General features: G+C 66.6%; 20 protein-coding genes. 13 read left to right on the forward strand and 7 right to left on the reverse strand.

Annotation, left to right across the window (positions count from 1 at the left end; translation table 11 throughout):
* Positions 1–18: 18 nt before the first annotated feature.
* The 3 genes from ACK5F2_RS04325 (at position 19) to ACK5F2_RS04335 (ending at position 3250) form a co-directional block, all read left to right on the forward strand.
* On the forward strand, positions 19–1110 hold the full coding sequence (locus ACK5F2_RS04325) for a type IV pilus twitching motility protein PilT (protein ID WP_409863041.1): 1092 nt from the start codon (positions 19–21) through the stop codon (positions 1108–1110).
* Positions 1111–1199: 89 nt separating this feature from the next.
* On the forward strand, positions 1200–2336 hold the full coding sequence (locus ACK5F2_RS04330; protein WP_409863043.1) for a PilT/PilU family type 4a pilus ATPase: 1137 nt from the start codon (positions 1200–1202) through the stop codon (positions 2334–2336).
* A gap of 11 nt (positions 2337–2347) precedes the next feature.
* Entirely contained in the window at positions 2348–3250 is a 903-nt protein-coding gene (locus ACK5F2_RS04335; protein ID WP_409863045.1) for an NAD(P)-dependent oxidoreductase, read from the forward strand.
* A gap of 97 nt (positions 3251–3347) precedes the next feature.
* Here the strand turns inward: ACK5F2_RS04335 and ACK5F2_RS04340 are convergent, their stop codons facing one another.
* The 3 genes from ACK5F2_RS04340 to ACK5F2_RS04350 are packed head-to-tail and all read right to left on the reverse strand — an operon-like array spanning position 3348 to position 4993.
* Positions 3348–3986 (reverse strand): BON domain-containing protein, encoded by a 639-nt coding sequence (locus ACK5F2_RS04340; RefSeq protein WP_409863047.1) that lies wholly within the window; start codon positions 3984–3986, stop codon positions 3348–3350.
* Between the two features lie 40 nt (positions 3987–4026).
* Positions 4027–4578 carry an SIS domain-containing protein gene (locus tag ACK5F2_RS04345; RefSeq protein ID WP_133603899.1) on the reverse strand — a complete coding sequence of 184 codons (552 nt, stop codon included), beginning with the start codon at positions 4576–4578 and terminating at the stop codon, positions 4027–4029.
* 22 nt (positions 4579–4600) lie between these two features.
* Positions 4601–4993 (reverse strand): YraN family protein, encoded by a 393-nt coding sequence (locus tag ACK5F2_RS04350; RefSeq protein WP_409863048.1) that lies wholly within the window; start codon positions 4991–4993, stop codon positions 4601–4603.
* Here ACK5F2_RS04350 and rsmI point away from each other — a divergent pair.
* The 7 genes from rsmI to ACK5F2_RS04385 all read left to right on the forward strand — a co-directional run bounded on the left by rsmI (position 4986) and on the right by ACK5F2_RS04385 (position 15249).
* Positions 4986–5906, forward strand: coding sequence for a 16S rRNA (cytidine(1402)-2'-O)-methyltransferase (rsmI, locus tag ACK5F2_RS04355; RefSeq protein WP_409863049.1), 921 nt, complete (start codon positions 4986–4988; stop codon positions 5904–5906). The two genes, ACK5F2_RS04350 and rsmI, sit on opposite strands and share 8 nt — an antisense overlap.
* 23 nt (positions 5907–5929) lie before the next feature.
* Positions 5930–7393, forward strand: coding sequence for a metalloprotease TldD (gene tldD, locus ACK5F2_RS04360; RefSeq protein WP_409863050.1), 1464 nt, complete (start codon positions 5930–5932; stop codon positions 7391–7393).
* Positions 7394–7517: 124 nt separating this feature from the next.
* Positions 7518–8543 (forward strand): hypothetical protein, encoded by a 1026-nt coding sequence (locus ACK5F2_RS04365; RefSeq protein ID WP_409863051.1) that lies wholly within the window; start codon positions 7518–7520, stop codon positions 8541–8543.
* A 263-nt stretch (positions 8544–8806) separates the two neighbouring features.
* Positions 8807–9919 carry a 3-deoxy-7-phosphoheptulonate synthase gene (locus ACK5F2_RS04370; protein WP_409863052.1) on the forward strand — a complete coding sequence of 371 codons (1113 nt, stop codon included), beginning with the start codon at positions 8807–8809 and terminating at the stop codon, positions 9917–9919.
* 34 nt (positions 9920–9953) lie between these two features.
* Positions 9954–10265 (forward strand): hypothetical protein, encoded by a 312-nt coding sequence (locus tag ACK5F2_RS04375; RefSeq protein WP_409863053.1) that lies wholly within the window; start codon positions 9954–9956, stop codon positions 10263–10265.
* A 111-nt stretch (positions 10266–10376) separates the two neighbouring features.
* Positions 10377–12260, forward strand: a complete 1884-nt coding sequence (htpG, locus tag ACK5F2_RS04380; protein ID WP_409863054.1) for a molecular chaperone HtpG — start codon at positions 10377–10379, stop codon at positions 12258–12260.
* An 85-nt stretch (positions 12261–12345) separates the two neighbouring features.
* A complete protein-coding gene (locus ACK5F2_RS04385) occupies positions 12346–15249 on the forward strand; it encodes a DUF3857 domain-containing protein (RefSeq protein WP_409863055.1) in 2904 nt (967 codons plus the stop codon).
* 36 nt (positions 15250–15285) lie between these two features.
* Here ACK5F2_RS04385 and ACK5F2_RS04390 read toward each other — a convergent pair whose 3' ends face one another.
* The 3 genes from ACK5F2_RS04390 to ACK5F2_RS04400 form a co-directional block, all read right to left on the reverse strand.
* Positions 15286–16344, reverse strand: a complete 1059-nt coding sequence (locus ACK5F2_RS04390) for a serine/threonine protein kinase (RefSeq protein WP_409863057.1) — start codon at positions 16342–16344, stop codon at positions 15286–15288.
* 59 nt (positions 16345–16403) lie between these two features.
* On the reverse strand, positions 16404–17189 hold the full coding sequence (locus tag ACK5F2_RS04395; RefSeq protein WP_409863058.1) for a DUF2726 domain-containing protein: 786 nt from the start codon (positions 17187–17189) through the stop codon (positions 16404–16406).
* A gap of 193 nt (positions 17190–17382) precedes the next feature.
* Positions 17383–18078, reverse strand: a complete 696-nt coding sequence (locus ACK5F2_RS04400; protein WP_409863060.1) for an N-acetyltransferase family protein — start codon at positions 18076–18078, stop codon at positions 17383–17385.
* A 304-nt stretch (positions 18079–18382) separates the two neighbouring features.
* Here ACK5F2_RS04400 and rplM point away from each other — a divergent pair, with 304 nt between their 5' ends.
* The 3 genes from rplM (at position 18383) to erpA (ending at position 19753) form a co-directional block, all read left to right on the forward strand.
* Entirely contained in the window at positions 18383–18811 is a 429-nt protein-coding gene (gene rplM / locus ACK5F2_RS04405) for a 50S ribosomal protein L13 (RefSeq protein WP_409863061.1), read from the forward strand.
* A gap of 9 nt (positions 18812–18820) precedes the next feature.
* Positions 18821–19213 carry a 30S ribosomal protein S9 gene (gene rpsI / locus ACK5F2_RS04410; protein WP_133603909.1) on the forward strand — a complete coding sequence of 131 codons (393 nt, stop codon included), beginning with the start codon at positions 18821–18823 and terminating at the stop codon, positions 19211–19213.
* A 165-nt stretch (positions 19214–19378) separates the two neighbouring features.
* Positions 19379–19753, forward strand: a complete 375-nt coding sequence (erpA, locus tag ACK5F2_RS04415) for an iron-sulfur cluster insertion protein ErpA (protein ID WP_133603910.1) — start codon at positions 19379–19381, stop codon at positions 19751–19753.
* Between the two features lie 74 nt (positions 19754–19827).
* Here erpA and ACK5F2_RS04420 read toward each other — a convergent pair whose 3' ends face one another.
* Positions 19828–20949 carry an anhydro-N-acetylmuramic acid kinase gene (locus ACK5F2_RS04420; protein ID WP_409863063.1) on the reverse strand — a complete coding sequence of 374 codons (1122 nt, stop codon included), beginning with the start codon at positions 20947–20949 and terminating at the stop codon, positions 19828–19830.
* Positions 20950–20958 lie beyond the last annotated feature (9 nt).

Genomic DNA, 20958 nt, shown 5'->3' on the forward strand with positions numbered 1-20958 from the left:
AGCATTGACAGGGACATCATGGACATCACTCAGCTGCTGGCATTTTCGGTCAAGAACAAGGCGTCGGACCTGCACCTCTCGGCCGGCCTGCCGCCCATGATCCGTGTGCACGGCGATGTGCGCCGCATCAACGTCGACCCGCTGGACCACCGCGCGGTGCACGACATGGTGTACGACATCATGAACGACTCCCAGCGCAAGGTGTACGAAGACACGCTGGAGGTCGACTTCTCGTTCGAGATCCAGGGCCTGGCGCGCTTTCGCGTCAACGCCTTCAACCAGAACCGCGGCGCGGGCGCCGTGTTCCGGACCATTCCGAGCAAGATCCTGTCGCTGGAGCAGTTGGCTGCGCCCAAGGTGTTTGCCGACCTGGCGCTCAAGCCGCGCGGCCTGGTGCTGGTGACCGGCCCCACCGGCTCGGGCAAGAGCACGACGCTGGCGGCCATGATCAACCACCTCAACGAGAACGAGTACGGCCACATCCTGACCATCGAGGACCCGATCGAGTTCGTCCACGAGTCCAAGAAGAGCCTGATCAACCAGCGCGAGGTGGGCCCGCACACGCACAGCTTCAGCAACGCGCTGCGCTCGGCGCTGCGCGAGGACCCGGACGCGGTGCTGGTGGGCGAAATGCGCGACCTGGAAACCATCCGCCTGGCGCTCACCGCCGCGGAAACCGGCCACCTGGTCTTCGGCACCCTGCACACCTCCAGCGCCGCCAAGACCGTGGACCGCATCGTGGACGTGTTCCCCGCGGCCGAGAAGGAGATGGTGCGCGCCATGGTGTCGGAGTCCCTGGTGGCCGTCATCTCGCAGAGCCTGTGCAAGCTCAAGGACGGCAGCGGCCGTGTTGCCGCGCACGAGATCATGCTGGGCACCTCGGCCATCCGCAACCTCATCCGCGAGAACAAGGTGGCGCAGATGTACTCGGCCATCCAGACCGGCAATGGTCAGGGCATGCAGACCCTGGACCAGAACCTCACCGACCTGGTGCGCCGCAACATCATCTCCCCCGCCGAAGCCCGCGCCAACGCCATGTTGCCGGAGAACTTTCCGGGCTGCGGCCCGGAAAGTTCGACGTCACTCACAGGGCGAGAGCCCTGTGAGTGACGGCAAAATTTCCTTGGGGAATTTCTACAAAACTTCCTTCGGGAATTCCTGCAGAACTTCCCCGAGTCACCAGCACAGCAGCACCCACCATGGAACGCGACCAGGCCTCGAAATTCATCAACGACCTGCTGCGCCTGATGGTCTCGCGCCGCGGCTCCGACCTCTTCCTCACCGCCGACTTTCCGCCCGCCATCAAGGTGGACGGCAAGGTGACCAAGGTCTCGCCCCAGCCCCTGACGGGCAGCCATACGCTGCAGCTGGCACGTTCCATCATGAACGACAAGCAGGCGGCCGAGTTCGAGCGCAGCAAGGAATGCAATTTCGCGATCTCGCCGGCCGGTGTGGGCCGCTTTCGCGCCAATGCCTTTTTGCAGCAGGGACAGGTGGGTCTGGTCTTGCGCACCATTCCGGCGACCCTGCCCAGCATTGCTGCCTTGGATCTGCCGCCCATCCTCAATGATGTGGTGCAGGCCAAGCGGGGCCTAGTGATTGTGGTGGGGGCCACCGGTTCGGGCAAGAGCACGACGCTGGCGGCCATGATCGACCACCGCAACGAGAGCACCTACGGCCACATCATCACCATCGAGGACCCGGTCGAGTTCGTGCACCCGCACAAGAACTGCATCGTGACCCAGCGCGAGGTGGGCATCGATACCGACAGCTGGGAGTCGGCCCTGAAGAACACCCTGCGCCAGGCGCCGGACGTGATCCTGATGGGCGAGATCCGCGATCGCGAGACCATGGAGCATGCCGTGGCCTTTGCCGAGACCGGCCATCTGTGCATGGCCACCCTGCATGCGAACAGCGCCAACCAGGCCCTGGACCGCATCATCAACTTCTTCCCCGAAGAGCGTCGCAGCCAGCTGCTGATGGACCTCTCGCTCAATCTGCGCGCCCTGGTCAGCCAGCGCCTGCTGCCGCGCCAGAGTGGCAAGGGGCGCATTGCCGCGGTGGAGATCCTGCTCAACACCCCCCTGGTCTCGGACCTGATCTTCAAGGGCGAGGTGGGTGAGATCAAGGAAGTCATGAAGCGCTCGCGCGAGCAGGGCATGCAGACCTTCGATCAGGCCCTCTTCGACCTCTACGAGATGGGCAAGGTCGGCTATGAGGATGCGCTGCGCAATGCCGACTCCATCAACGATCTGCGCCTGCAGATCAAGCTCAACAGCGAGCGTGCGCGCAGCGGCGATCTGTCCTCGGGCACCGAGCATCTGACCATCGTCTAAAGTCGGGAGCCATGAACGCTCCCACCCCTCGCAGCTACGACGCCATCCCGCCACGCACAGTGGCCTTCCTGGGCCTGGGGGTCATGGGTTATCCCATGGCCGGTCATCTGGCCCGCGCCGGTCATCAGGTCACGGTCTACAACCGCACGGCGGCCATGGCCGAGGCCTGGGTGAAGGAATACGGCGGCGCCAGCGCCGCCACGCCCGTGGCTGCGGCGGCCGGGGCCGATATCGTGTTTGCCTGCGTGGGCAATGACGATGATCTGCGCAGCGTGGTGCTCGGTGAGCATGGCGCCTTTGCCGGCATGCGGCCGGGCGCGGTCTTCGTGGACCACACCACCGCCTCGGCCGAGGTGGCGCGCGAGTTGCATGCCGAAGCGCTGGCGCACGGCTTGCATTTCATCGATGCCCCGGTCTCGGGCGGCCAGGCCGGTGCGGTCAATGGCGCGCTGACCGTGATGTGCGGTGGCGATGCGCCGGTTTTCGAGTCCATCAAGCCCGTGGCTCTGGCCTTTGCCAAGGCCGTGACCCTGGTGGGCGCGCCGGGCGCCGGTCAGCTGGCCAAGATGGTGAATCAGATCTGCATCGCGAGCCTGGTGCAGGGCCTGTCGGAGGCGGTGGCCTTCGGTCAGAAAGCGGGCCTGGACATGAAGCAGGTGCTGGACGTGATCGGCAAGGGCGCGGCCCAGAGCTGGCAGATGGACAACCGCGGCAAGACCATGGTGGACGACCAGTTCAACTTCGGCTTTGCCGTGGACTGGATGCGCAAGGACCTGGGCCTGGTGCTGGATGAGGCGCGCCGCAACGGCGCCAAGCTGCCGGTCACGGCCCTGGTGGACCAGTTCTACGGCGATGTGCAGTCCATGGGCGGCGGTCGCTGGGACACGTCCAGCCTGATCAAGCGGCTGAAGTAGGCCCACCCCCTACGCGCTTTGCGCGCCAAGGCCAGAGGCCTTGGCCGTCGCCAGGCCCGGCAAAGCCGGATCCTCGGGCTCCGCTGGGTCGTGCCAATTACTTGCTTGCGGGCGCTTGCGGGGTGATGCGCGCCAGCTCTTCCTCGCTGATGATCTCCACCGCACGCACCACCTTCTGCACGCCGGCCACGCCGCGGGCGATCTCGGTGGCGCGATGGATCTCGCGCTCAGTGACTCGGCCCATGATGTAGACCACGCCGCGCTCCACCACCACGTAGAAGGCGTTGGAGATCAGGTCGCGCGCGTCCACCAAGCTGGCCTTGACCTTGGTGGCGATCAGCACGTCATTGGAGCGGCTGGACAGCGAGCTCTTGAAACCCACCGTCACCTCGTTGATCACGCGACTGACGTTCTCGACCTGGGCCACCAGACGTTCGGCCGCGGCGCGGTCGGCCTCGGTGGGCGCTTGACCGCTGATCAGCACGATGCGGTTGTAGCTGTTCACATTGATGTTCACGCGATCGCCCAGCTGCTCGCGCAGGCGGTTGGCGGCCTTGAGTTCGATGCCCTGATCCTCGACCTGCATGCCCGAGGTACGGCGATCCGTGGCCATCAGTGCCGTGCCCACCATGGCGCCGCCCACCACCAGGGGGGCGCAGGCGCTGCTCAGAGCGGCGGCGGCCAGGGCGCTGGCCAGCAGGACGAGGCGGGTCTTCGAGACGGTGGGGGCGGTCATTCGTTCTCCGGGAGTCGGGGCTTGGGATTCGGGAGGCAGCTCATTCACCGCTGCCCAGCAGCTGCAAATCGACCGCATCGCAGAGGCAGTGGATCAGCAGGCGCTGGGCCTCAGCGACTCGGGCGAAGCGGCTGTGTGGCACACGGATCTGCACATCGGTGTCAAGCAGCAGGCCGCGCAGCGCCTCGTCCTGGCTGCCCGTGATCAGGATCACGCTCATCTCCTGCGCATGGGCGGCATCCAGCAGGGCGCCATGCTCTTCGCGGCTGGCACTGCCGGCCTCGAAGAGCATCAGCAGATCGCCCGGATGACCCAGGGCCTGGACTTGACGCATAGGCGCGCTCAGGGAGTCCAGCGGCCACGCTGCCAGTGCCGGTCGTTCCTGCTCGAAGCCGCCGTTGAGCAGGGCGGCCATATAGCGTGCGTCCAGCTCGGAGCGTCCAAAGCCGGCACACAGCACGCGGCCACCGCCGGTGATGCCATCTACGAGCATCTGGGCGGCCGTGGACAGGGGGCGCGAGAGGCTTTCGGCCACCTGGTAGAGCAGGTCCGCGCTTTCGAAAAATTGGGTCTGTATGCGTTGTTCAAGCATCGGGCGCGATCATAAGCCAGGGTCAACCCTGAGCCTCGAAGGCGGCAATCAACCATTCGATGTGCTCGCCCTCCAACGCCACTACATCGAAGCGGCAGGGCGGCGGGCTGGGCCAGCGCATCAGGTAGTGACGAGCCGCGTAGATGATGCGGCGTTGCTTGCCGGGTGTGACGCTGGCAGCGGCGCCTCCGTGACTGCCGTCGCGACGCGCGCGCACCTCCACGAAGACCAGGGTCGCGTCGCGCGGGTCGCGCATGATCAGGTCCACCTCGCCGGCCCGCGCGCTGGGGCCTCGGGCCACCCGATAATTGCGCGCCAGCAGAACCAGGCCTTGGCCCTGCAGATGCTGCAGGGCGCGGTCTTCCGCGGCCTGGCCGATTTCCGAGCGACCCTTGTTGGAGCCCCACTTGAACATCGATGCCTCCCTGCTCCAGCAGGCGGCCGCGGCTGCGGCCGGCGGTCAGCAGTATCCCGCTTCCACGCTCTATGTGGTGGCCACGCCCATCGGCAATCTGGCCGATATCAGCTTCCGCGCCGCCCATGTGCTGGCCCTGGTGGATGCCGTGGCCTGCGAGGACACCCGGGTCAGCGGCGGTCTGCTGCGCCATCTGGGCCTGCACAAACCCCTGATCGCCCTGCACCAGCACAACGAGCACGAGGCCAGCGCCGCCCTGATCGCGCGCCTGCAGGCCGGCGAGCGCATTGCCTATGTCTCGGACGCCGGCACCCCGGCCGTCTCCGACCCCGGTGCGGTGCTGGTGGCGGCGGTGGCCGCGGCCGGCCTGCGCGTGCTGCCCATTCCCGGCGCCAGCAGCGCGGTGACAGCGCTGAGCGTGGCGGGCGACGCCCAGGCCCAGGGCTTTGACTTCATCGGCTTTCTGCCCGTCAAGGCGGCGGAGCGCCGCGGCGCCCTGCAGGCCCTGGTGGGCGGCGCGCGCAGCCAGGTCTTCTTCGAGGCGCCGCATCGCATTGCGGCCCTGATCGAGCTGCTGGCCGAGCTCTGCCCCGCCCAGCGGGTGACGGTCTGCCGCGAGCTGACCAAGCAGTTCGAGACCGTGCACAGCGCCCCGGCCGCCGAGCTGCCCGCCTGGCGGGCGGCCGATGCCCAGCGCGAGCGCGGCGAGTTCGTGCTGGTGCTGCACGCCGCTGCCCCCAGCGCGGCGGACGCCAGCGAGCTGCCGCCCGAGGCCGAGCGCACCCTGGCCGTGCTGCTGCGCGAGCTGCCGCTCAAGCAGGCCGTGGCCCTGGCGGCCGAGCTCAGCGGCGCGCCGCGCAACAGCCTCTACCAGCGCGCCCTGGCGCTCAAGAACACGGCCGACAGGGAATAGGCGGCCCTCCTACAATCGGCCGCATGATCTCGCGCGAACCCACCCTGGCCCGTCTCGCCACGGCCCAAGCCCAGCTGCTGGAACCCTATGGCCTGAGCGAGGCCAGCCTGGCCAAGGCCCTGAGGCTGATCACCGAGCACCGGGTCGATGATGCCGACCTCTATTTCCAGACCACCCGTGCCGAGGGCTGGAGCCTGGAGGAGGGCATCGTCAAGAGCGGCAGCTTCTCCATCGACCAGGGCGTGGGCGTGCGCGCCGTGGCGGGCGAGAAGACCGCCTTCGCCTACTCTGACGACATTTCCGAGGCCGCCCTGCTGGACGCGGCCCGCACCGTGCGCGCCATCGCCGCGGCCGGCCAGAGCCGCAAGGTCAAGGTGCCGGCCACGCCCGTGGTGCCGGGCAGCCGCTCGCTCTACGGCGACGCCGACCCCATCGCCAGCCTGGACAGCACGGCCAAGGTGGCCCTGCTGGAGCGCGCCGAGAAGATGGCCCGCGCCAAGGACCCGCGCATCGTGCAGGTGATGGCCGGCCTGGCCGCCGAGCATGATGTGGTGCTGATCGCGCGCGCCGACGGCACCCTGGCCGCAGATGTGCGGCCCCTGGTGCGCCTGTCCATCACCGTGATCGCCGAGCAGAACGGCCGCCGCGACGTGGGCAGCGGCGGCGGCGGCGGGCGCTTTGGCCTGGCCTCTTTCACGGACGAGATGATCGCCAGCTATGTGGAGCAGGCCACCTCGGCGGCCCTGACCAATCTGGAATCGCGCCCCGCCCCGGCTGGCGAGATGACCGTGGTGCTGGGCCCGGGCTGGCCCGGTGTGCTGCTGCACGAGGCCGTGGGCCATGGCCTCGAAGGCGACTTCAACCGCAAGGGCTCCAGCACCTTCTCGGGCCGCATCGGCCAGCGCGTGGCGGCCAAGGGCGTCACGGTGCTGGACGACGGCACCATCCCCGACCGCCGCGGCTCGCTCAATATCGACGACGAGGGCGCGCCCAGTCAGCGCAATGTGCTGATCGAGGACGGCATCCTGCGCGGCTATATCCAGGACTCGATGAATGCGCGCCTGATGGGCGTGGCGCCGACCGGCAATGGTCGGCGCGAGAGCTACGCCCACCTGCCCATGCCGCGCATGACCAACACCTATATGCTGGGTGGCGACAAGGACCCGCAGGAAATCATCGCCAGCATCAAGAAGGGCCTGTACGCCAGCAACTTCGGCGGCGGTCAGGTGGATATCACATCCGGCAAGTTTGTCTTCTCAGCCAGCGAAGCCTTCTGGGTCGAGGACGGCAAGATCCAGTACCCGGTCAAGGGTGCGACCCTGATCGGCAACGGCCCCGACGCGCTGACCCGCGTCTCCATGATCGGCAACGATATGCGCCTGGACACGGGCGTGGGCGTCTGCGGCAAGGAGGGCCAGAGCGTGCCCGTGGGCGTGGGTCAGCCCACGCTGCGCATCGACGGCCTGACGGTCGGGGGCACGGCCTGATTACCCGGCGCCCCGGTTTGCATTTGCGCCTGCCTTCGTTGTGCGCGCATGCATGAGGCTCTGACGCGAGATGATGAGACAGACCGGTAGCCTGTCTCGCGGGGAAGGACGGTCCGTTCTCGCCTTGGCGTTCCTCGTTGTGTTGGCCGCGGCGGGGTACTTGGGTTTTGTGGAGTGGCAGGAGCGCGAGGCCCAAGGCCATGCTGCAGGTGCAACGGGATTTCGCCTCGAACAACTGGGTTTCGGCGAGCTGCGCGATCGGCCGCTTCTTGATTTGCGTACGGCGATAGCTGGCCATGCCTATGTTGACTTCCTGTCTGATCGGTATGAAGCCGGTGATTGGGGATGGCTGATCGTCAGGAAGGGTTCAGCCAATCCTGGTGAGCGCTGGGTCGTGAGAGAAAGTCGTCTTGCCTCCACAAAAGAAGGGAATACCACAGCGAGCAAGCTGGAAGTGCTTGATTCGCTGACGGGCAAGGTAGTTGCCAAGCGCAATCTGTATGCCGGGCAGATTGAGGGGAGCCCACCGACGGGCTGGACCAACGGTCATGCCAGCACATTTGTGCGAGGCGTGTTTGCCTCGAAGCGTACTTGGAGTCCAATTCCCCGAATCGTTTGGCCCGCCGCCTCGCAGTACGAAGCCCAGTTGCCGGTGGTGCAGCAAGCCTCGCAGGGCACGCCAGGCGATGGCTGTCCGTCCGCGGTGCATCCGGTCTATCGGCATGGAATGCTCAGACTGGACGTCGGTACATGGCAGCTGGTGCCGTGGGGTTTTGGAATCAGAGGCTTTGCATGTTCAAACGAGCATGTTGCGATCTTCTCGGGTGTCTACAGTGATCTTGAGATCACGATTGCGTCACTGGACAGCCGAGAAGTCATCGCGTTCGAGCTGGGGACATCGTTCGACTGGACGGGGCGGAACTCTAGGAAATTCGGCGGCCTTGTGGTCAATGACTCAATAGTCCGCTTTGATGTGCAGGAGTGGTCTGCTGCGAGGACGCCCAAAGTCGCTGGGGAAGGTGGGGAGCAAGTGCTTGTCCGCATGCTCCGCTATGAGGTCCCCCGAAAACTTCTCTCAAACACTTCAGACTCGGGGTCGGTTGAACCTCTGTTGCGCGGACAGGCCGATGGTCGCGTGTCGTTTCGGTGAAGGCCCAGTGAGGCATTTGCGGTTTGTGCGCAACAGCCTCTGATTGACCGGGCTGGCAGGCCCCGTGCTACATTCAGACCCATGCGTTTCGTCAGCAATTTTTATTTTGCTTTCTTTTGGTTCTCGCACCGCACCGGCGGAGGAGAGGCGAACGCGTAAACGCAAGACAAGCGCCAAGAATCTCCAAGAAACCGCCGGGTGAACCCCCGGCGGTTTTTTTTTGCCTCGGCGCCCCGCCCACCACCCTCACACAGCACCACCGCATGAACGCCAAGACCACCGCCGAACGCTGGTATTCGCCGCAGGACAAGACCAGCGAAACCGACGACCAACGCATTCGAGACATCACGCCCTTGCCGCCTCCTGAGCACCTGATCCGCTTCTTCCCCATCTCCGGCACGCCCATGGAGCGCCTGATCACGGGCACGCGCCAGAAGATCCGCGACATCATGCAGAGCAAGGACGACCGCCTGCTGGTCATCATCGGCCCCTGCTCCATCCACGATCCGGCCGCTGCCCTGGAGTACGCCCGCCGCCTGATGGTCGAGCGCGAGAAGCACGCCGACACGCTGGAGATCGTGATGCGGGTCTACTTCGAGAAGCCCCGCACCACCGTGGGCTGGAAGGGTCTGATCAACGATCCCTATCTGGACGAGAGCTACCGCATCGACGAGGGGCTGCGCATCGCGCGCCAGCTGCTGCTGGAGATCAACCGCCTGGGCATGCCGGCCGGCTCGGAGTTTCTGGACGTGATCTCGCCCCAATACATTGGCGACCTGATTTCCTGGGGCGCCATCGGCGCGCGCACCACCGAGAGCCAGGTGCACCGCGAGCTGGCCTCGGGCATCTCGGCGCCCATCGGCTTCAAGAACGGCACGGACGGCAATATCAAGATCGCCACTGATGCCATCCAGGCCGCGGCCCGCCCGCACCACTTTCTCTCGGTGCACAAGAACGGCCAGGTCGCCATCGTCGAAACCAAGGGCAACAAGGACTGCCATGTGATCCTGCGCGGCGGCAAGGCGCCCAACTACGACGCCGACAGCGTGGCCGCGGCCTGTGCCGACCTGGCCGCCTCCAAGCTGGACCAGCGCCTGATGGTGGACTGCTCCCACGCCAACAGCAGCAAGAAGCATGAGCGCCAGCTGGACGTGGCACGCGATATCGCGGCCCAGATCCAGGCGGGTGGCAAGAGCATCTTCGGCGTGATGGTGGAAAGCCATCTCAAGGACGGCGCCCAGAAGTTCAGCCCCGGCAAGGACAAGCCGTCCCAGCTGGAGTACGGCAAGAGCATCACCGACGCCTGCCTGGGCTGGGACGACTCGCTGCAGGTGCTGCAGGTGCTCAGCGAGGCTGTTCGCGCGGCTCGCGGCTGAGCGAGAATCTGCAGGTCGCTTCAGGAGGCAGACGATGCGCAGCGAGATCAAGGTTGTGTTCGGTCCGGGCCAGGAGTTCGATCTGGTGGTGGACGGCAGCGAGGTCCTGGACTTCGAGGCCGCCCGGCGCTGGTTGGACGAGCAGTTCGTCAAGAACGAATGCGAACCCATGCGTGGCTCGGGCAAGGTCCTGCTGGCCGACAAGGTGCTGGCCGTGGCGTCTGCCGTCGGCCCCGCCGCTTTTGGTGATCCCGCTTTTTCCCTGGACTTCGCCCGCGCGGTGCGCGGTGCGCTGTCCAAGGCCCTGGTGCGCGTGGACGTGGCCAAGCTCAGCCTCTCCTACTGATACGGCGGCGCGGTTCTCGCGCCCTCTTGAACTGCGCCGAAGTGCCCCCAGCTGCGGGGGCGCGCGGCGCTATTGCCGTTTGTACATCCTCACATCCACAAGAAACCAGTCATGGCCAAGCACACCCATTCCTTCCAGGCCGAGGTCAAGCAGATCCTGCACCTGGTCACCCATTCGCTGTACTCCAACAAGGAGATCTTCCTGCGGGAGCTGGTCTCCAATGCCTCCGACGCCTGCGACAAGCTGCGCTTCGAGGCCCTGGACAACGCGGCGCTCTACGAGGAGCAGCCCAATCTTGAAGTGCGCGTCAGCTTTGACGAAGCCGCCCGCACCGTGACCATCAGCGACAACGGCATCGGCATGAGCGCCGAGGAGGCCGTGGCCCATCTGGGCACCATTGCCAAGAGCGGCACGCGCGAGTTCATGGCCAAGCTGGAGGGCGACCAGAAGAAGGACGCCAACCTCATTGGCCAGTTCGGCGTGGGCTTCTACTCCGGCTTCATCGTGGCCGACCGCATCACGGTCGAGTCGCGCCGCGCCGGTCTGCCGGCCGAGCAGGGCGTGCGCTGGAGCTCCGAGGGCACGGGCGACTTCGAGGTCGAGACCATTGCGAAGCCCGGCCGCGGCACCGATGTGATCCTGCATCTGCGCGAGGGCGAGGATGAGTTCCTCAAGACCTGGCGCCTGAAGTCCAACATCGGCAAGTACAGCGACCACATCTCCCTGCCCATTCTGATGAAGAAGGAGGAGTGGGACGCCGAGGCCGCCAAGCAGGTGCTCAAGGACGAGTGGGAGAGCGTCAACAAGGCCTCCGCCCTGTGGGCCCGCAGCAAGAGCGAGGTGACGCCGGAGCAGTACGAGGAGTTCTACAAACAGATCTCCTACGACACCGAGGCCCCGCTGGCCTACACCCACAACCGCGTCGAAGGCCGCAGCGAATACACCCAGCTGCTCTACATCCCCAAGAAGGCCCCGTTTGACCTGTGGAACCGCGACAAGCGCGGTGGCGTCAAGCTCTATGTGAAGCGCGTCTTCATCATGGACGATGCCGAGGCCCTGATGCCGGTCTATCTGCGCTTCGTCAAGGGCGTGATCGACTCGGCCGACCTGCCGCTGAACGTCTCGCGCGAGCTGCTGCAGGAAAGCCGTGATGTGAAGGCCATCCGCGAGGGCTCGACCAAGCGCGTGCTCTCCATGCTGGAGTCCCTGGCCGATAGCGAGGACGCCGCCGAACGCGCCAAGTACGCCGAGTTCTGGAAGGACTTCGGTCAGGTGCTCAAGGAGGGCGTGGGCGAGGACCACCAGAACCAGGAGCGTCTGGCCAAGCTGCTGCGCTTCGCCTCCACCGAGGCCGACGAGGGCGTCTCTCTGGCCGACTACCTCAAGCGCATGAAGGAAGGCCAGGAGGCCATCTACTACATCACCGCCGACAGCCTGCAGGCCGCCAAGAACAGCCCGCAGCTGGAGATCTTCCGCAAGAAGGGCATCGAGGTGCTGCTGCTGGTGGACCGTGTGGACGAGTGGATGCTCTCCCACCTCTACGAGTTCGAGGGCAAGCCCCTGCAGTCCGTGGCCAAGGGCGCCGTGGACCTGGGCAAGCTGCAGGACGAGGAAGAGAAGAAGAAGGCCGAGGCCGCCGCCGAGGACCTCAAGCCCCTGCTGGACAAGCTCAAGGACACGCTCAAGGCCCGCGCCAAGGACGTGCGCGTCTCCACCCGCCTGGTGGATTCGCCGGCCTGCATCGTGGTGGAAGAGGGCGATATGAGCGGCCATCTGGCCCGCCTGCTCAAGCAGGCCGGTCAGGCCGCGCCGACCTCCCTGCCCACGCTGGAGATCAATGCCGAGCATGCCCTGGTCAAGAAGCTCGAGGGCGCCGGTGAGCGCTTCGAGGACCTGGCCCAGGTGATCTTCGACCAGGCCGTGCTGGCCGAGGGCGGCAACCTGGAAGACCCGGCCGCCTATGTGAAGCGCGTCAACGCCATGCTGCTGGGCTGAGCGCGCGCTCGGCGTTTTCCCTGCCCCACCCGGGCGCCGGCGATGAGCCGCACTATCATCGTCGGCGGCCTGGGGAGGGCCTGTGATGAAGACAAAACGCCAAGATCGTGCTACGAATCGCTTCAATGTTCCGCACCGGCTGCGCGCCGGCACCCTGGGCCTAATCCTGGGCCTGGGATGCTGGATGCCGCTGGCCCTGGCGCAGCAGGGTGTCGCCAGCAAGCCGGCTGCGGCCAAGTCTGTGGCGGCCAAACCCGTCAGCGGCAGCCCGGCGGCGGCCGGCTTCAGCATCACGCCGCGCCCGGCCTGGGTGCAGGCCGTGAGCCTGGAGGGCCTGCCCAGCCTGCCCTCAGCGCCGGTGCAGGTGCTGCTGATGGACGACCAGACCCGTGTGGGCGCACCCGGCGGCACGGTGCGCTACCAGCATGCGCTGCGCCAGATCAATAGCAGCGCCGGTCTGGAGGCCGGCTCGCAGATCGAATTCGTCTTCGACCCCAGCTACGAGCGCCTGCAGATCCATGAGCTGGTGATCTGGCGCGAGGGCAAGCGTCTTGACCGGCTGGATCGCAAGGCGGTCAAGCTGCTGCAGCGCGAGACCCAGCTGGAGCGCCAGATCGTCGATGGGCGTGTGACCGCCTCCATCGTGCTGGAAGACCTTCGCGTGGGCGACCGCGTGGAATGGTCCGCCTCCCTGGTGGGCGACAACCCGGTCTTTGAGGGCCGCTTCGTCGATACCCAGTGGCTCAGTGCCAGCCGCGGCCCGGTGGCCCTGGTGCAGCGCCGCCTGCTAGCGCCGGCCGAGCGCAAGATCCGGCACCGCGTGGCTGTGCCGGGTGTGGAGCTGAGCGAGCCGACCCGCAGCGACGGCCTGCGCGAGACCGTGCTGCGCCGCCGCGCGGTGCCGCAGTTTCGTTACGACCCCCTGGTCCCGGCCGAGGATAACTACGCCGATCTGCTGGAATGGAGCGAGTTCGAGAGCTGGGGCGATGTGGCCGCCTGGGCCGAACGCCAGTTCGCGCCAGCCCTGCGCGAGCGCGAACCACTGGCGGCCAAGGCCGCCGAGATCCGCGCGGCCAGCAGCGATCCCGAGCGCCGCCTGGAGCTAGCCCTGGACTTTGTGCAGAAGGAGATCCGCTACTTCGGCACGGAGATCGGCGCCTCCTCACATCGCCCGGCCGGCGCGACACAAGTCATGCGCCAGCGCTTCGGCGACTGTAAGGACAAGGCTGCCTTGCTGGTCAATCTCCTGGCTCAGCTGGAGATCGAGGCCCAACCTGCCCTGGTATCCACCACCCTGCGCCGCGGCATGGGCAAGCGCCTTCCCAGCCCCTTGAACTTCGACCACGCCATCGTGGCCGTCAAGCGCGGCGAGGGCTGGCTCTGGCTGGATGCCACCCGCTCCCTGCAGACTGGACCGGCTAGCGAGCGCGCGGTGTCCGGCCTGAGCCCGGCCCTGCTGGCACGGTCCGGCGAGAGTGCGCCCCTGGCCACACCCCTGGCGTACGAGCAACTGCGCGCTGAGCTGCGCGATGTATTCAGCTTTGCGCGCCTGGCCGAAGCCGGAGACTTGGTTTCCGAGGCCGTGTACTACGGCGAGGTGGCCGAGAACCTGCGCATGGCGCGGGCTTCCCAGCCCCAGGAGGCTTTCGAGGCCCTGCTGATGGGCGATCTGGCGCGGGCCTACCCGGCCTACCAGCGCCAGGGCGCGGTGCAGGTGGAGGACGTGCCAGGGCGCAATGCCCTGCGCATCACCCAGCGCCTGCGCGCGAATGGCGACATCTGGCGCCTGCTCAGCAAAGGCGTGATGGGCACCGAGGTGGCGCTCTCCGGCGTGATGGGGCCGCTGCGGCTGCCCGATATGACGCCTCGCGAGCAGGCCTTGAATGTGAGCCTGCCGGGTACCTACAAGCACATCGTGCGCTTCGAATTTTCCGAGCAGGCCTATGCGCGCGAGAGCGAGGCGCCCTTTACCGACAGCAATGAGTTCTTTGAGCTGCGCCTGCGCAACAAAGGTGGGCCGCGCTTCGGCGAGTTTCAGGCTGAGCTGCAACTGAAGACCGACCGGATCGAGGCCGCACAATGGGCCCGCTACCGAGATGGGTTGCAGAAAGTCTGGCCCCGTCTGGCTACTCAGTTGGCCATTCCCGCCATAGACCCTGGGCGCAGCGATGACTTCCGCAGTGCGGCCAAGGCCTTGAGCGAGCGCCTGCGCAGCGGCCGGCTTAAGGTCGCTACCCAGGTGCAGGCCAATGCGCACTACGATCTGTTGGCCCAGGAACTGATCCTGGCTGGCAAGCGCCTGCCGCCCAAGCTGCAGGCGCGGGTGCAGATAGAGCACGGCCAGAGTTTGGACTATCTGGGCCAGCACCAGGCCGCACGCCAGGCCTTTGAGAACGCCATCCAGCTGGACCCTGTCCTAAGCGAAGCGCAGGCCAGCCTGGCCGTTAACGCCCTGATCCGCGGACAGGACACCGAGGCCCAGCGCGCTGCCGAGCAGGCCTTGCGGCTGGCTCCGAATGAACCTGCGCCCCGCTATACCCGGGCCCAGGCCCGCTATATGGCCGGTGACTTTGCCGGCGCCAGCGAAGACCTGCGCGAGCTGCTGCGCGGTGGCACGGGCAGCGAGGCAGAGCGCGGCTACCGCGGACTCTGGCTCTTCCTGGCCCAGCAAGCCCAGGGTCAGGACGGCCGGGCGGCGACGGCCGATTTGGTCGGCAGCAGCGACAAGCCCGCGTGGCCCATGCCCCTGTTGCGCATGCTGCGCGGCGAGCTGAGTTTGAAGGAAGTGCAAGCCCAAGTCGCGGCCGATAAGGCCGACCAGGCGGGGCGCGAGTGCGAGCTCTACTTCTTCGCGGCCCAGAAGGCGGTGCTGGAGCGCGACACTGAGCAGGCGCGTCGCTGGCTGGACCGCAGCCTAGCTACCGGGGTTATGGAGTTCATCGAGTATGGTCTGGCACGGCGTGAACGCGAGCGGCTGGCCTCGCGCTGAGGCACGATTCGTCTAGGGCTGTCGTGTTAACAGGCCCTATTCGGCATCCCAGAACTTGTACTCTTCCTCGTCGGCGCCGCCCTGCATGGGCAGGCCGCCGGCCAGGGGCTGGGGCTGCATGGCTTCCAGCTGCTCGCGCAGCTTGACCACCTGGTCGCTCCAGTAATTGCTGCTGCCGAACCAGGGGAAGGCGGCGGGGAAGGCGGGATCGCCCCAGCGGCGGGCCAGCCAGGCGCTGTGGTGGATCATGCGCAGGGTGCGCAGGGGTTCGATCAGGCGCAGCTCGCGGTGGTCGAACTCGGCCATGCTCTCGTAGCCTTCCAGCACGCAGGCCAGCTGGCGGCGCATGCTCTCGGCATCGCCCGAGAGCAGCATCCACAGGTCCTGCACGGCGGGGCCGGTGACGGCGTCGTCCAGGTCCACGAAGTGCGGGCCGCGGTCCGGCGTCCAGAGGATGTTACCGGGGTGGCAGTCGCCGTGCAGGCGCAGCAGGCCCAGGTCCGGGGTCTCGTCAAAGGCGCGCTGGATGGCGTCCAGGCAGCGGCGCACGGCGTCTTCCCAGCCGGGGCGGATCTCCAGCGGCACGCTCTCGTGGGCCAGCAGCCAGTCCAGGGCTTGCTGACCCGGCAGGGCGCTGGCCCAGGTCTGGCGGTGGGCAAAGGGCCGGCTTCGGCCCACGGCGTGGATGCGGCCCAGGTAGCGGCCTATCCAGGTCAGGACCTCGGGGTCTTCCAGCTCCGGCGCGCGGCCACCCTGGCGCGGCGTGACGGCGAAGCGCTGGCCGCGGTAATGAGCCAAGCTGCTGGCGGGCTCGCCCAGGGCCCAGGGCGCAGCCACCGGGATTTCGGCAGCCTGCAACTCGCGGGCAAACTCATGCTCTTCCAGGATCTGCGCATCGCTCCAGCGGCCGGGTCGGTAGAACTTGGCCACGGCAATCCGCCCATCTTCCAGATGAACTTGCAGCACCCGGTTCTCGTAGGAGTTGAGCTGCAGCAGGCGGCCGTCGCCGTAAAGGCCCACGCTCTCCAGTGCATCGAGCATGAACTCGGGCGTGAGGTCGCGGAAGCTGGTGTCGCTGAGGCTGGGCAGGGTCAAGAGATGAAAAACGGCGCCCGCGGCGCCGTTTGCAAAGAGTGGCGGGGCAGGGCCCCAGTCTAGCGGTGCCCGTAGCGCGGTGAGTCCACCACCACGCCCACGATGTCATTCGGCGCTTCGTCGGGGTATTGCGAATCGGCGCTCAGGGGCTCACCGAAGGGGCGGCTATTGCGAAAGCCCGGGCGGCCGCCCGCCAAGCTGTCGTAGCGGCTGTCGGGGCTGAAGAAGGAATCGTGGAAGACCGCCGAGTCTTGCCAGAGGTTGTCACGTCGGCCGGCTGCGGCCCGGCGTTGGGGGGGGCTCATCGTGCCGGCGTGCCGCGTGGGCAGTGGTGCCGGCTGAGGCCCGCGGTTGGCGGCGCCGGTAAACGGCACCAGCAACTGCAGTTCCGCCGCGCTGGGCAGGTTGTCGATGGGGCAGCGCAGATAGCGTACCCGGCAGGCGCCGAGCACCGACTGCTTGATCTGCAGGCTGCGACTGGAGCTCTGGCGGTCGCTGTCCAGATCAATCGCCGCCAGCACCCGGCCATTGGGGCTGCAGATGGCGAAGCTCACATGGGTGCCGCCCAGCAGATCGAACCAATAGCCGACCTGACGCGCTTCCGTGGGCTGGCAAAAACGCACCAGCGGCAGCTTGGCGAGGATGACGTGGTGGGGGAGTGCTTCGCGCAGCAGCCGGTAGACACGCCGCTCTTCGGTGCTGAAGACCGGGCGCGGACTCAGAGACCAATCAGTGGGCAGGGGCTGACTCGCCTTGCTGGGGCGGCGAAGCAGCCAGAGCGCGACCATGACAGCAAAACCCAGGCCGAACACCAGCGCGATGATCCACGGAACAGTGGTTTGCATCCCTCGTGATCTCGTTGGTTGGCGGTGCCACCGGCACCTATGCGGGCGAATGTAACTGAATATTGTGACAGCGGCGTCCGGGTCGCCCCCCAGACGCGGGGTGACAAAAGTCCTGATCCGGCGCGGGCTTGGCGGCCGTTTTTGGGGGGGCAACGAGAGGTAAAAAGGCCCGCGACCATCCGGGCCGAGCGGCTTACTGCTTGGCCGCCTTGCCGGCATCCTCATACTGGGACTTCACCTCGGCCACGCCGTCGATGATGTCGCCCAGCACGCGGATATGGCGCTTGAACTGGAAGTCCAGTTCGGCCATATGGCGCTCGATGGCCTCGCCCACATGGGAGGCCACGGTGTCGGGCGGCAGGCGCAGCCAAGCCTCGGACTCGGCGCCGTCGCGCTCCACCTTGGCGCCAGCCTTGCGGGCGATCTTGAGCATGGGCGCGTTCTCGCTGAGCGCGTGAATGAACAAGGTTTCAATCCCGCGGTTGCGTGCGTGCAAGGCGGCTCGCTCGAACAGCCGAGCCCCGAAGCCGCGCCCACGGCCCTTTTCCAGCACGGAGACACCGAATTCGGCCATGGCTGGCTTGCCCTGTCGTTGGGGCAGCGGTTCGTAGGCGAGGTGCGCCATGGCGACCAACTGCAGGCGGCGGTTGAAGATGCCGAGCACCTCGTCACGGTCAAAGTCCAGGCCTGCGACATATCGGGCGATCTGCTCGTCCGAGGCCGGGTAGCCAAAGCGCAGGTATCGATCGCGCTCCGACAGGCTCAGCAGGTGATCGCGGATGCGACGGCGATGGCGCCTCGCCAGGGAGCGAATCGGCACCCAGGAAGACAGACGCTGCAGCGGCGCCCAGGTGGAGGGCGACGGGGCGGTGGTGTCTGGTTCGCTCATGGTGTGCCTACGTAGTTACCCGTATGGTAGCCCAGTCCCGGCATTTTCGGGGTGCCGATACCGAGGTCTTTGCCAGTTGGGCCTGCATGCGGTACACTCTCGGGCTTTCCCGGATTTGGTTGCGGGAGAAGTCTTGCTGTGCCTGAGAGGCCGCCGGTGGTCGTGAGTGCTCATACCCATGAGCGCATGAGCGATTGCCAATAAGCGGCACCGATGAGAGTGGGACCGAAAACAGTACAACCAGCCGACCGCCGGCTTCTCAAGGATGCTTTGTCCCAAGTTGCCGGCTATTTGAAAGATCCTCATGAAGACCTTCAGCGCCAAGCCGGCCGAAGTGACGCACGAGTGGTTTGTGATTGACGCCACCGACAAGGTGCTCGGACGTGTTGCCAGCGAAGTGGCACTCCGTTTGCGCGGCAAGCACAAGGCCATCTACACGCCTCACGTCGACACCGGTGATTTCATCGTCATCGTCAACGCCGACAAGATCCGTGTGACTGGCACCAAGGCCACCGACAAGGTGTACTACCGTCACAGCGGCTTCCCTGGTGGCATCTACGCCACCAAGTTCAAGGACATGCAAGCCAAGCATCCGGGCCGTGCCCTGGAGAAGGCTGTCAAGGGCATGCTGCCCAAGGGTCCGCTGGGCTACGCGATGATCAAGAAGCTGAAGGTGTACGCTGGTGATACGCACCCGCACGCCGCTCAGCAGCCCAAGCCTCTGGCCATCTAAGGAGCGGCAATGATCGGAAACTGGAACTACGGTACCGGCCGCCGCAAGTCGTCGGTCGCTCGCGTCTTCATCAAGAAGGGCACGGGCCAAATCATCATCAATGGTCGCACGATCGAGCAGTACTTCGGCCGTCAGACCTCGATCATGGTGGCGCGTCAGGCCCTGGTGCTGACCAACAATGGCGAAGCCTTCGACATCAAGGTCAATGTCCACGGTGGTGGCGAGTCCGGCCAAGCTGGTGCTGTCCGTCTGGGCATCACCCGCGCGCTGATCGACTACGACGCGGCCCTGAAGCCCGAACTGAGCCGCGCTGGCTTCGTCACGCGTGATGCGCGTGAAGTCGAGCGTAAGAAGGTCGGTCTGCACGGCGCTCGTCGCCGCAAGCAGTTCAGCAAGCGCTGATCCCGGCCTGTCGACCTGCCCTCGTGGCGGGTCGCTTGCTCGACAAGGCCGCTGCCGCAATGCAGCGGCCTTGTTTCATTTGGGCCCGGCCCCAAATATCCCCAGGCTGCAGACATGTCCGTTTGCGTGGACAATCGCGGCAAGAACCATTCCACAGGAAATGCTATGAGCGCAGTTCTCGAGACCTCCACCGCTGGCGCTGGCGATATGCCGGTGCCGCTGATCTTCACCGACAGCGCCGCCGAGAAGGTGCGCGATCTGGTGGCCGAGGAAGGCAATCCGGACCTGAAGCTGCGCGTCTTCGTGCAGGGCGGCGGCTGCTCCGGTTTCCAGTACGGTTTCACCTTCGACGAGGCGGTGAACGAGGATGACACCCAGATGAGCAAGAACGGCGTCACCCTGCTGATCGACGCCATGAGCCTGCAGTACCTCACCGGCGCCGAGATCGACTACAAGGAAGACCTGCAGGGTGCGCAGTTCGTGATCAAGAATCCGAATGCCACTACGACCTGCGGTTGCGGTTCGAGCTTCTCGGTCTGAGCACCGTCCGGGTCTTGCTGCCCAGTGAAAAGGCCGCCTTCGGGCGGCCTTTGTCATGCTGGGCGCAGCCTCGATTACGCGGGGTGCAGGGCGCCCAGCACGCGCGGCCCGGCGGCGCCGGTCACGGCTGGCAGATTGCCCGGCAGGCGCTTCACAAAGCGCTGGGCCAGCCAGGCAAAGGCGGCGGCCTCCACCTGCATGGGTGGCAGGCCGCGGGCGGCGCTGCTGAGCACGCGCTGCTGGGGCAGCAGGGCCTGCAGACGCTGCATCAGCCGGCCGTTGAGCGCGCCGCCGCCGCAGACCAGCAGTTCGGCGCCGGCCTCCGCGTCCGGCCGCAGGCAGTCGGCAATGCTCTGAGCTGTGAGCTCCAGCAAGGTGGCTTGCACCTCTTCCGGGCGGGCCTGGGCGGCGCCGCCACCCAGGCGGGCAGCCAGCCAATCCGGATTGAAGAGATCGCGCCCGGTGCTGCGCGGCGCTGGGCGGGCGAAGAAGGGCTCGTTCAGCAGGCGCCGCAGCAACTCGGGTAGCACGTGCCCGCTGGCGGCCCAGGCGCCATCGGCGTCATAGGCCTGGCCCCGGTGGCCTTGCACCCAGAAATCCATCAGGCAGTTACCGGGCCCGCAGTCATAGCCCAGACTCTGGCCTTCGCGCTCCAGCACGCTGATATTGCTGATGCCGCCGATATTGAGCACCAGCACCTGGGCATCGCTGCGACCGAATAGCGCGCGGTGGAAGGCAGGCACCAGAGGTGCGCCCTGGCCACCGGCTGCCACATCGCGCCCGCGCAGATCGCAGACCGTGTCCACGCCCGTGAGCTCGGCCAGCAGGGCGCCGTTGAGCAGCTGCAGGGTGTAGCCGCAGCCGTCGAACTCGCCAGGGCGGTGGCGTATGGTCTGGCCGTGGGCGCCGAGAGCGCGCACGGCGCCGGGCGGGAGCTGGTGTTGTTGCAGCAGTCGCTGCACCAGATTGGCATAGGCGCGGGCCAGGCCGTTGCCGGCCAGGGCGCAGCGGTGGGCCTCGTTCTCGCCGGGGCTGTTCAGGGCCAGCAGTTCGGCGCGTAGCGCGGGCTCGAAGGGCTGATGTTGATGCCCCAGCACCTCCAGGGCCGCGCCCTGTGGGCCGGGAAAGCGCGCGAGCACGGCGTCCACCCCATCCAGCGAGGTGCCGGACATCAGGCCGATGAAGAACTCGCTCACGCGCGATGG

Origin of the sequence: Roseateles sp. (assembly GCF_046300915.1) — a bacterium.
Lineage (GTDB): Bacteria > Pseudomonadota > Gammaproteobacteria > Burkholderiales > Burkholderiaceae_C > Kinneretia.

Bases quoted from the DNA above. Each gene is read 5' to 3' on its own strand.
- ACK5F2_RS04325 (WP_409863041.1), top strand. From the start codon at position 19: ATGGACATCACTCAGCTGCTGGCATTTTCGGTCAAGAACAAGGCGTCG.
- ACK5F2_RS04330 (WP_409863043.1), top strand. From the start codon at position 1,200: ATGGAACGCGACCAGGCCTCGAAATTCATCAACGACCTGCTGCGCCTG.
- ACK5F2_RS04335 (WP_409863045.1), top strand. From the start codon at position 2,348: ATGAACGCTCCCACCCCTCGCAGCTACGACGCCATCCCGCCACGCACA.
- ACK5F2_RS04340 (WP_409863047.1), bottom strand. From the start codon at position 3,986: ATGACCGCCCCCACCGTCTCGAAGACCCGCCTCGTCCTGCTGGCCAGC.
- ACK5F2_RS04345 (WP_133603899.1), bottom strand. From the start codon at position 4,578: ATGCTTGAACAACGCATACAGACCCAATTTTTCGAAAGCGCGGACCTG.
- ACK5F2_RS04350 (WP_409863048.1), bottom strand. From the start codon at position 4,993: ATGTTCAAGTGGGGCTCCAACAAGGGTCGCTCGGAAATCGGCCAGGCC.
- tldD (WP_409863050.1), top strand. From the start codon at position 5,930: ATGATCTCGCGCGAACCCACCCTGGCCCGTCTCGCCACGGCCCAAGCC.
- ACK5F2_RS04370 (WP_409863052.1), top strand. From the start codon at position 8,807: ATGAACGCCAAGACCACCGCCGAACGCTGGTATTCGCCGCAGGACAAG.
- ACK5F2_RS04375 (WP_409863053.1), top strand. From the start codon at position 9,954: ATGCGCAGCGAGATCAAGGTTGTGTTCGGTCCGGGCCAGGAGTTCGAT.
- htpG (WP_409863054.1), top strand. From the start codon at position 10,377: ATGGCCAAGCACACCCATTCCTTCCAGGCCGAGGTCAAGCAGATCCTG.
- ACK5F2_RS04385 (WP_409863055.1), top strand. From the start codon at position 12,346: ATGAAGACAAAACGCCAAGATCGTGCTACGAATCGCTTCAATGTTCCG.
- ACK5F2_RS04395 (WP_409863058.1), bottom strand. From the start codon at position 17,189: ATGCAAACCACTGTTCCGTGGATCATCGCGCTGGTGTTCGGCCTGGGT.
- ACK5F2_RS04400 (WP_409863060.1), bottom strand. From the start codon at position 18,078: ATGAGCGAACCAGACACCACCGCCCCGTCGCCCTCCACCTGGGCGCCG.
- rplM (WP_409863061.1), top strand. From the start codon at position 18,383: ATGAAGACCTTCAGCGCCAAGCCGGCCGAAGTGACGCACGAGTGGTTT.
- rpsI (WP_133603909.1), top strand. From the start codon at position 18,821: ATGATCGGAAACTGGAACTACGGTACCGGCCGCCGCAAGTCGTCGGTC.
- erpA (WP_133603910.1), top strand. From the start codon at position 19,379: ATGAGCGCAGTTCTCGAGACCTCCACCGCTGGCGCTGGCGATATGCCG.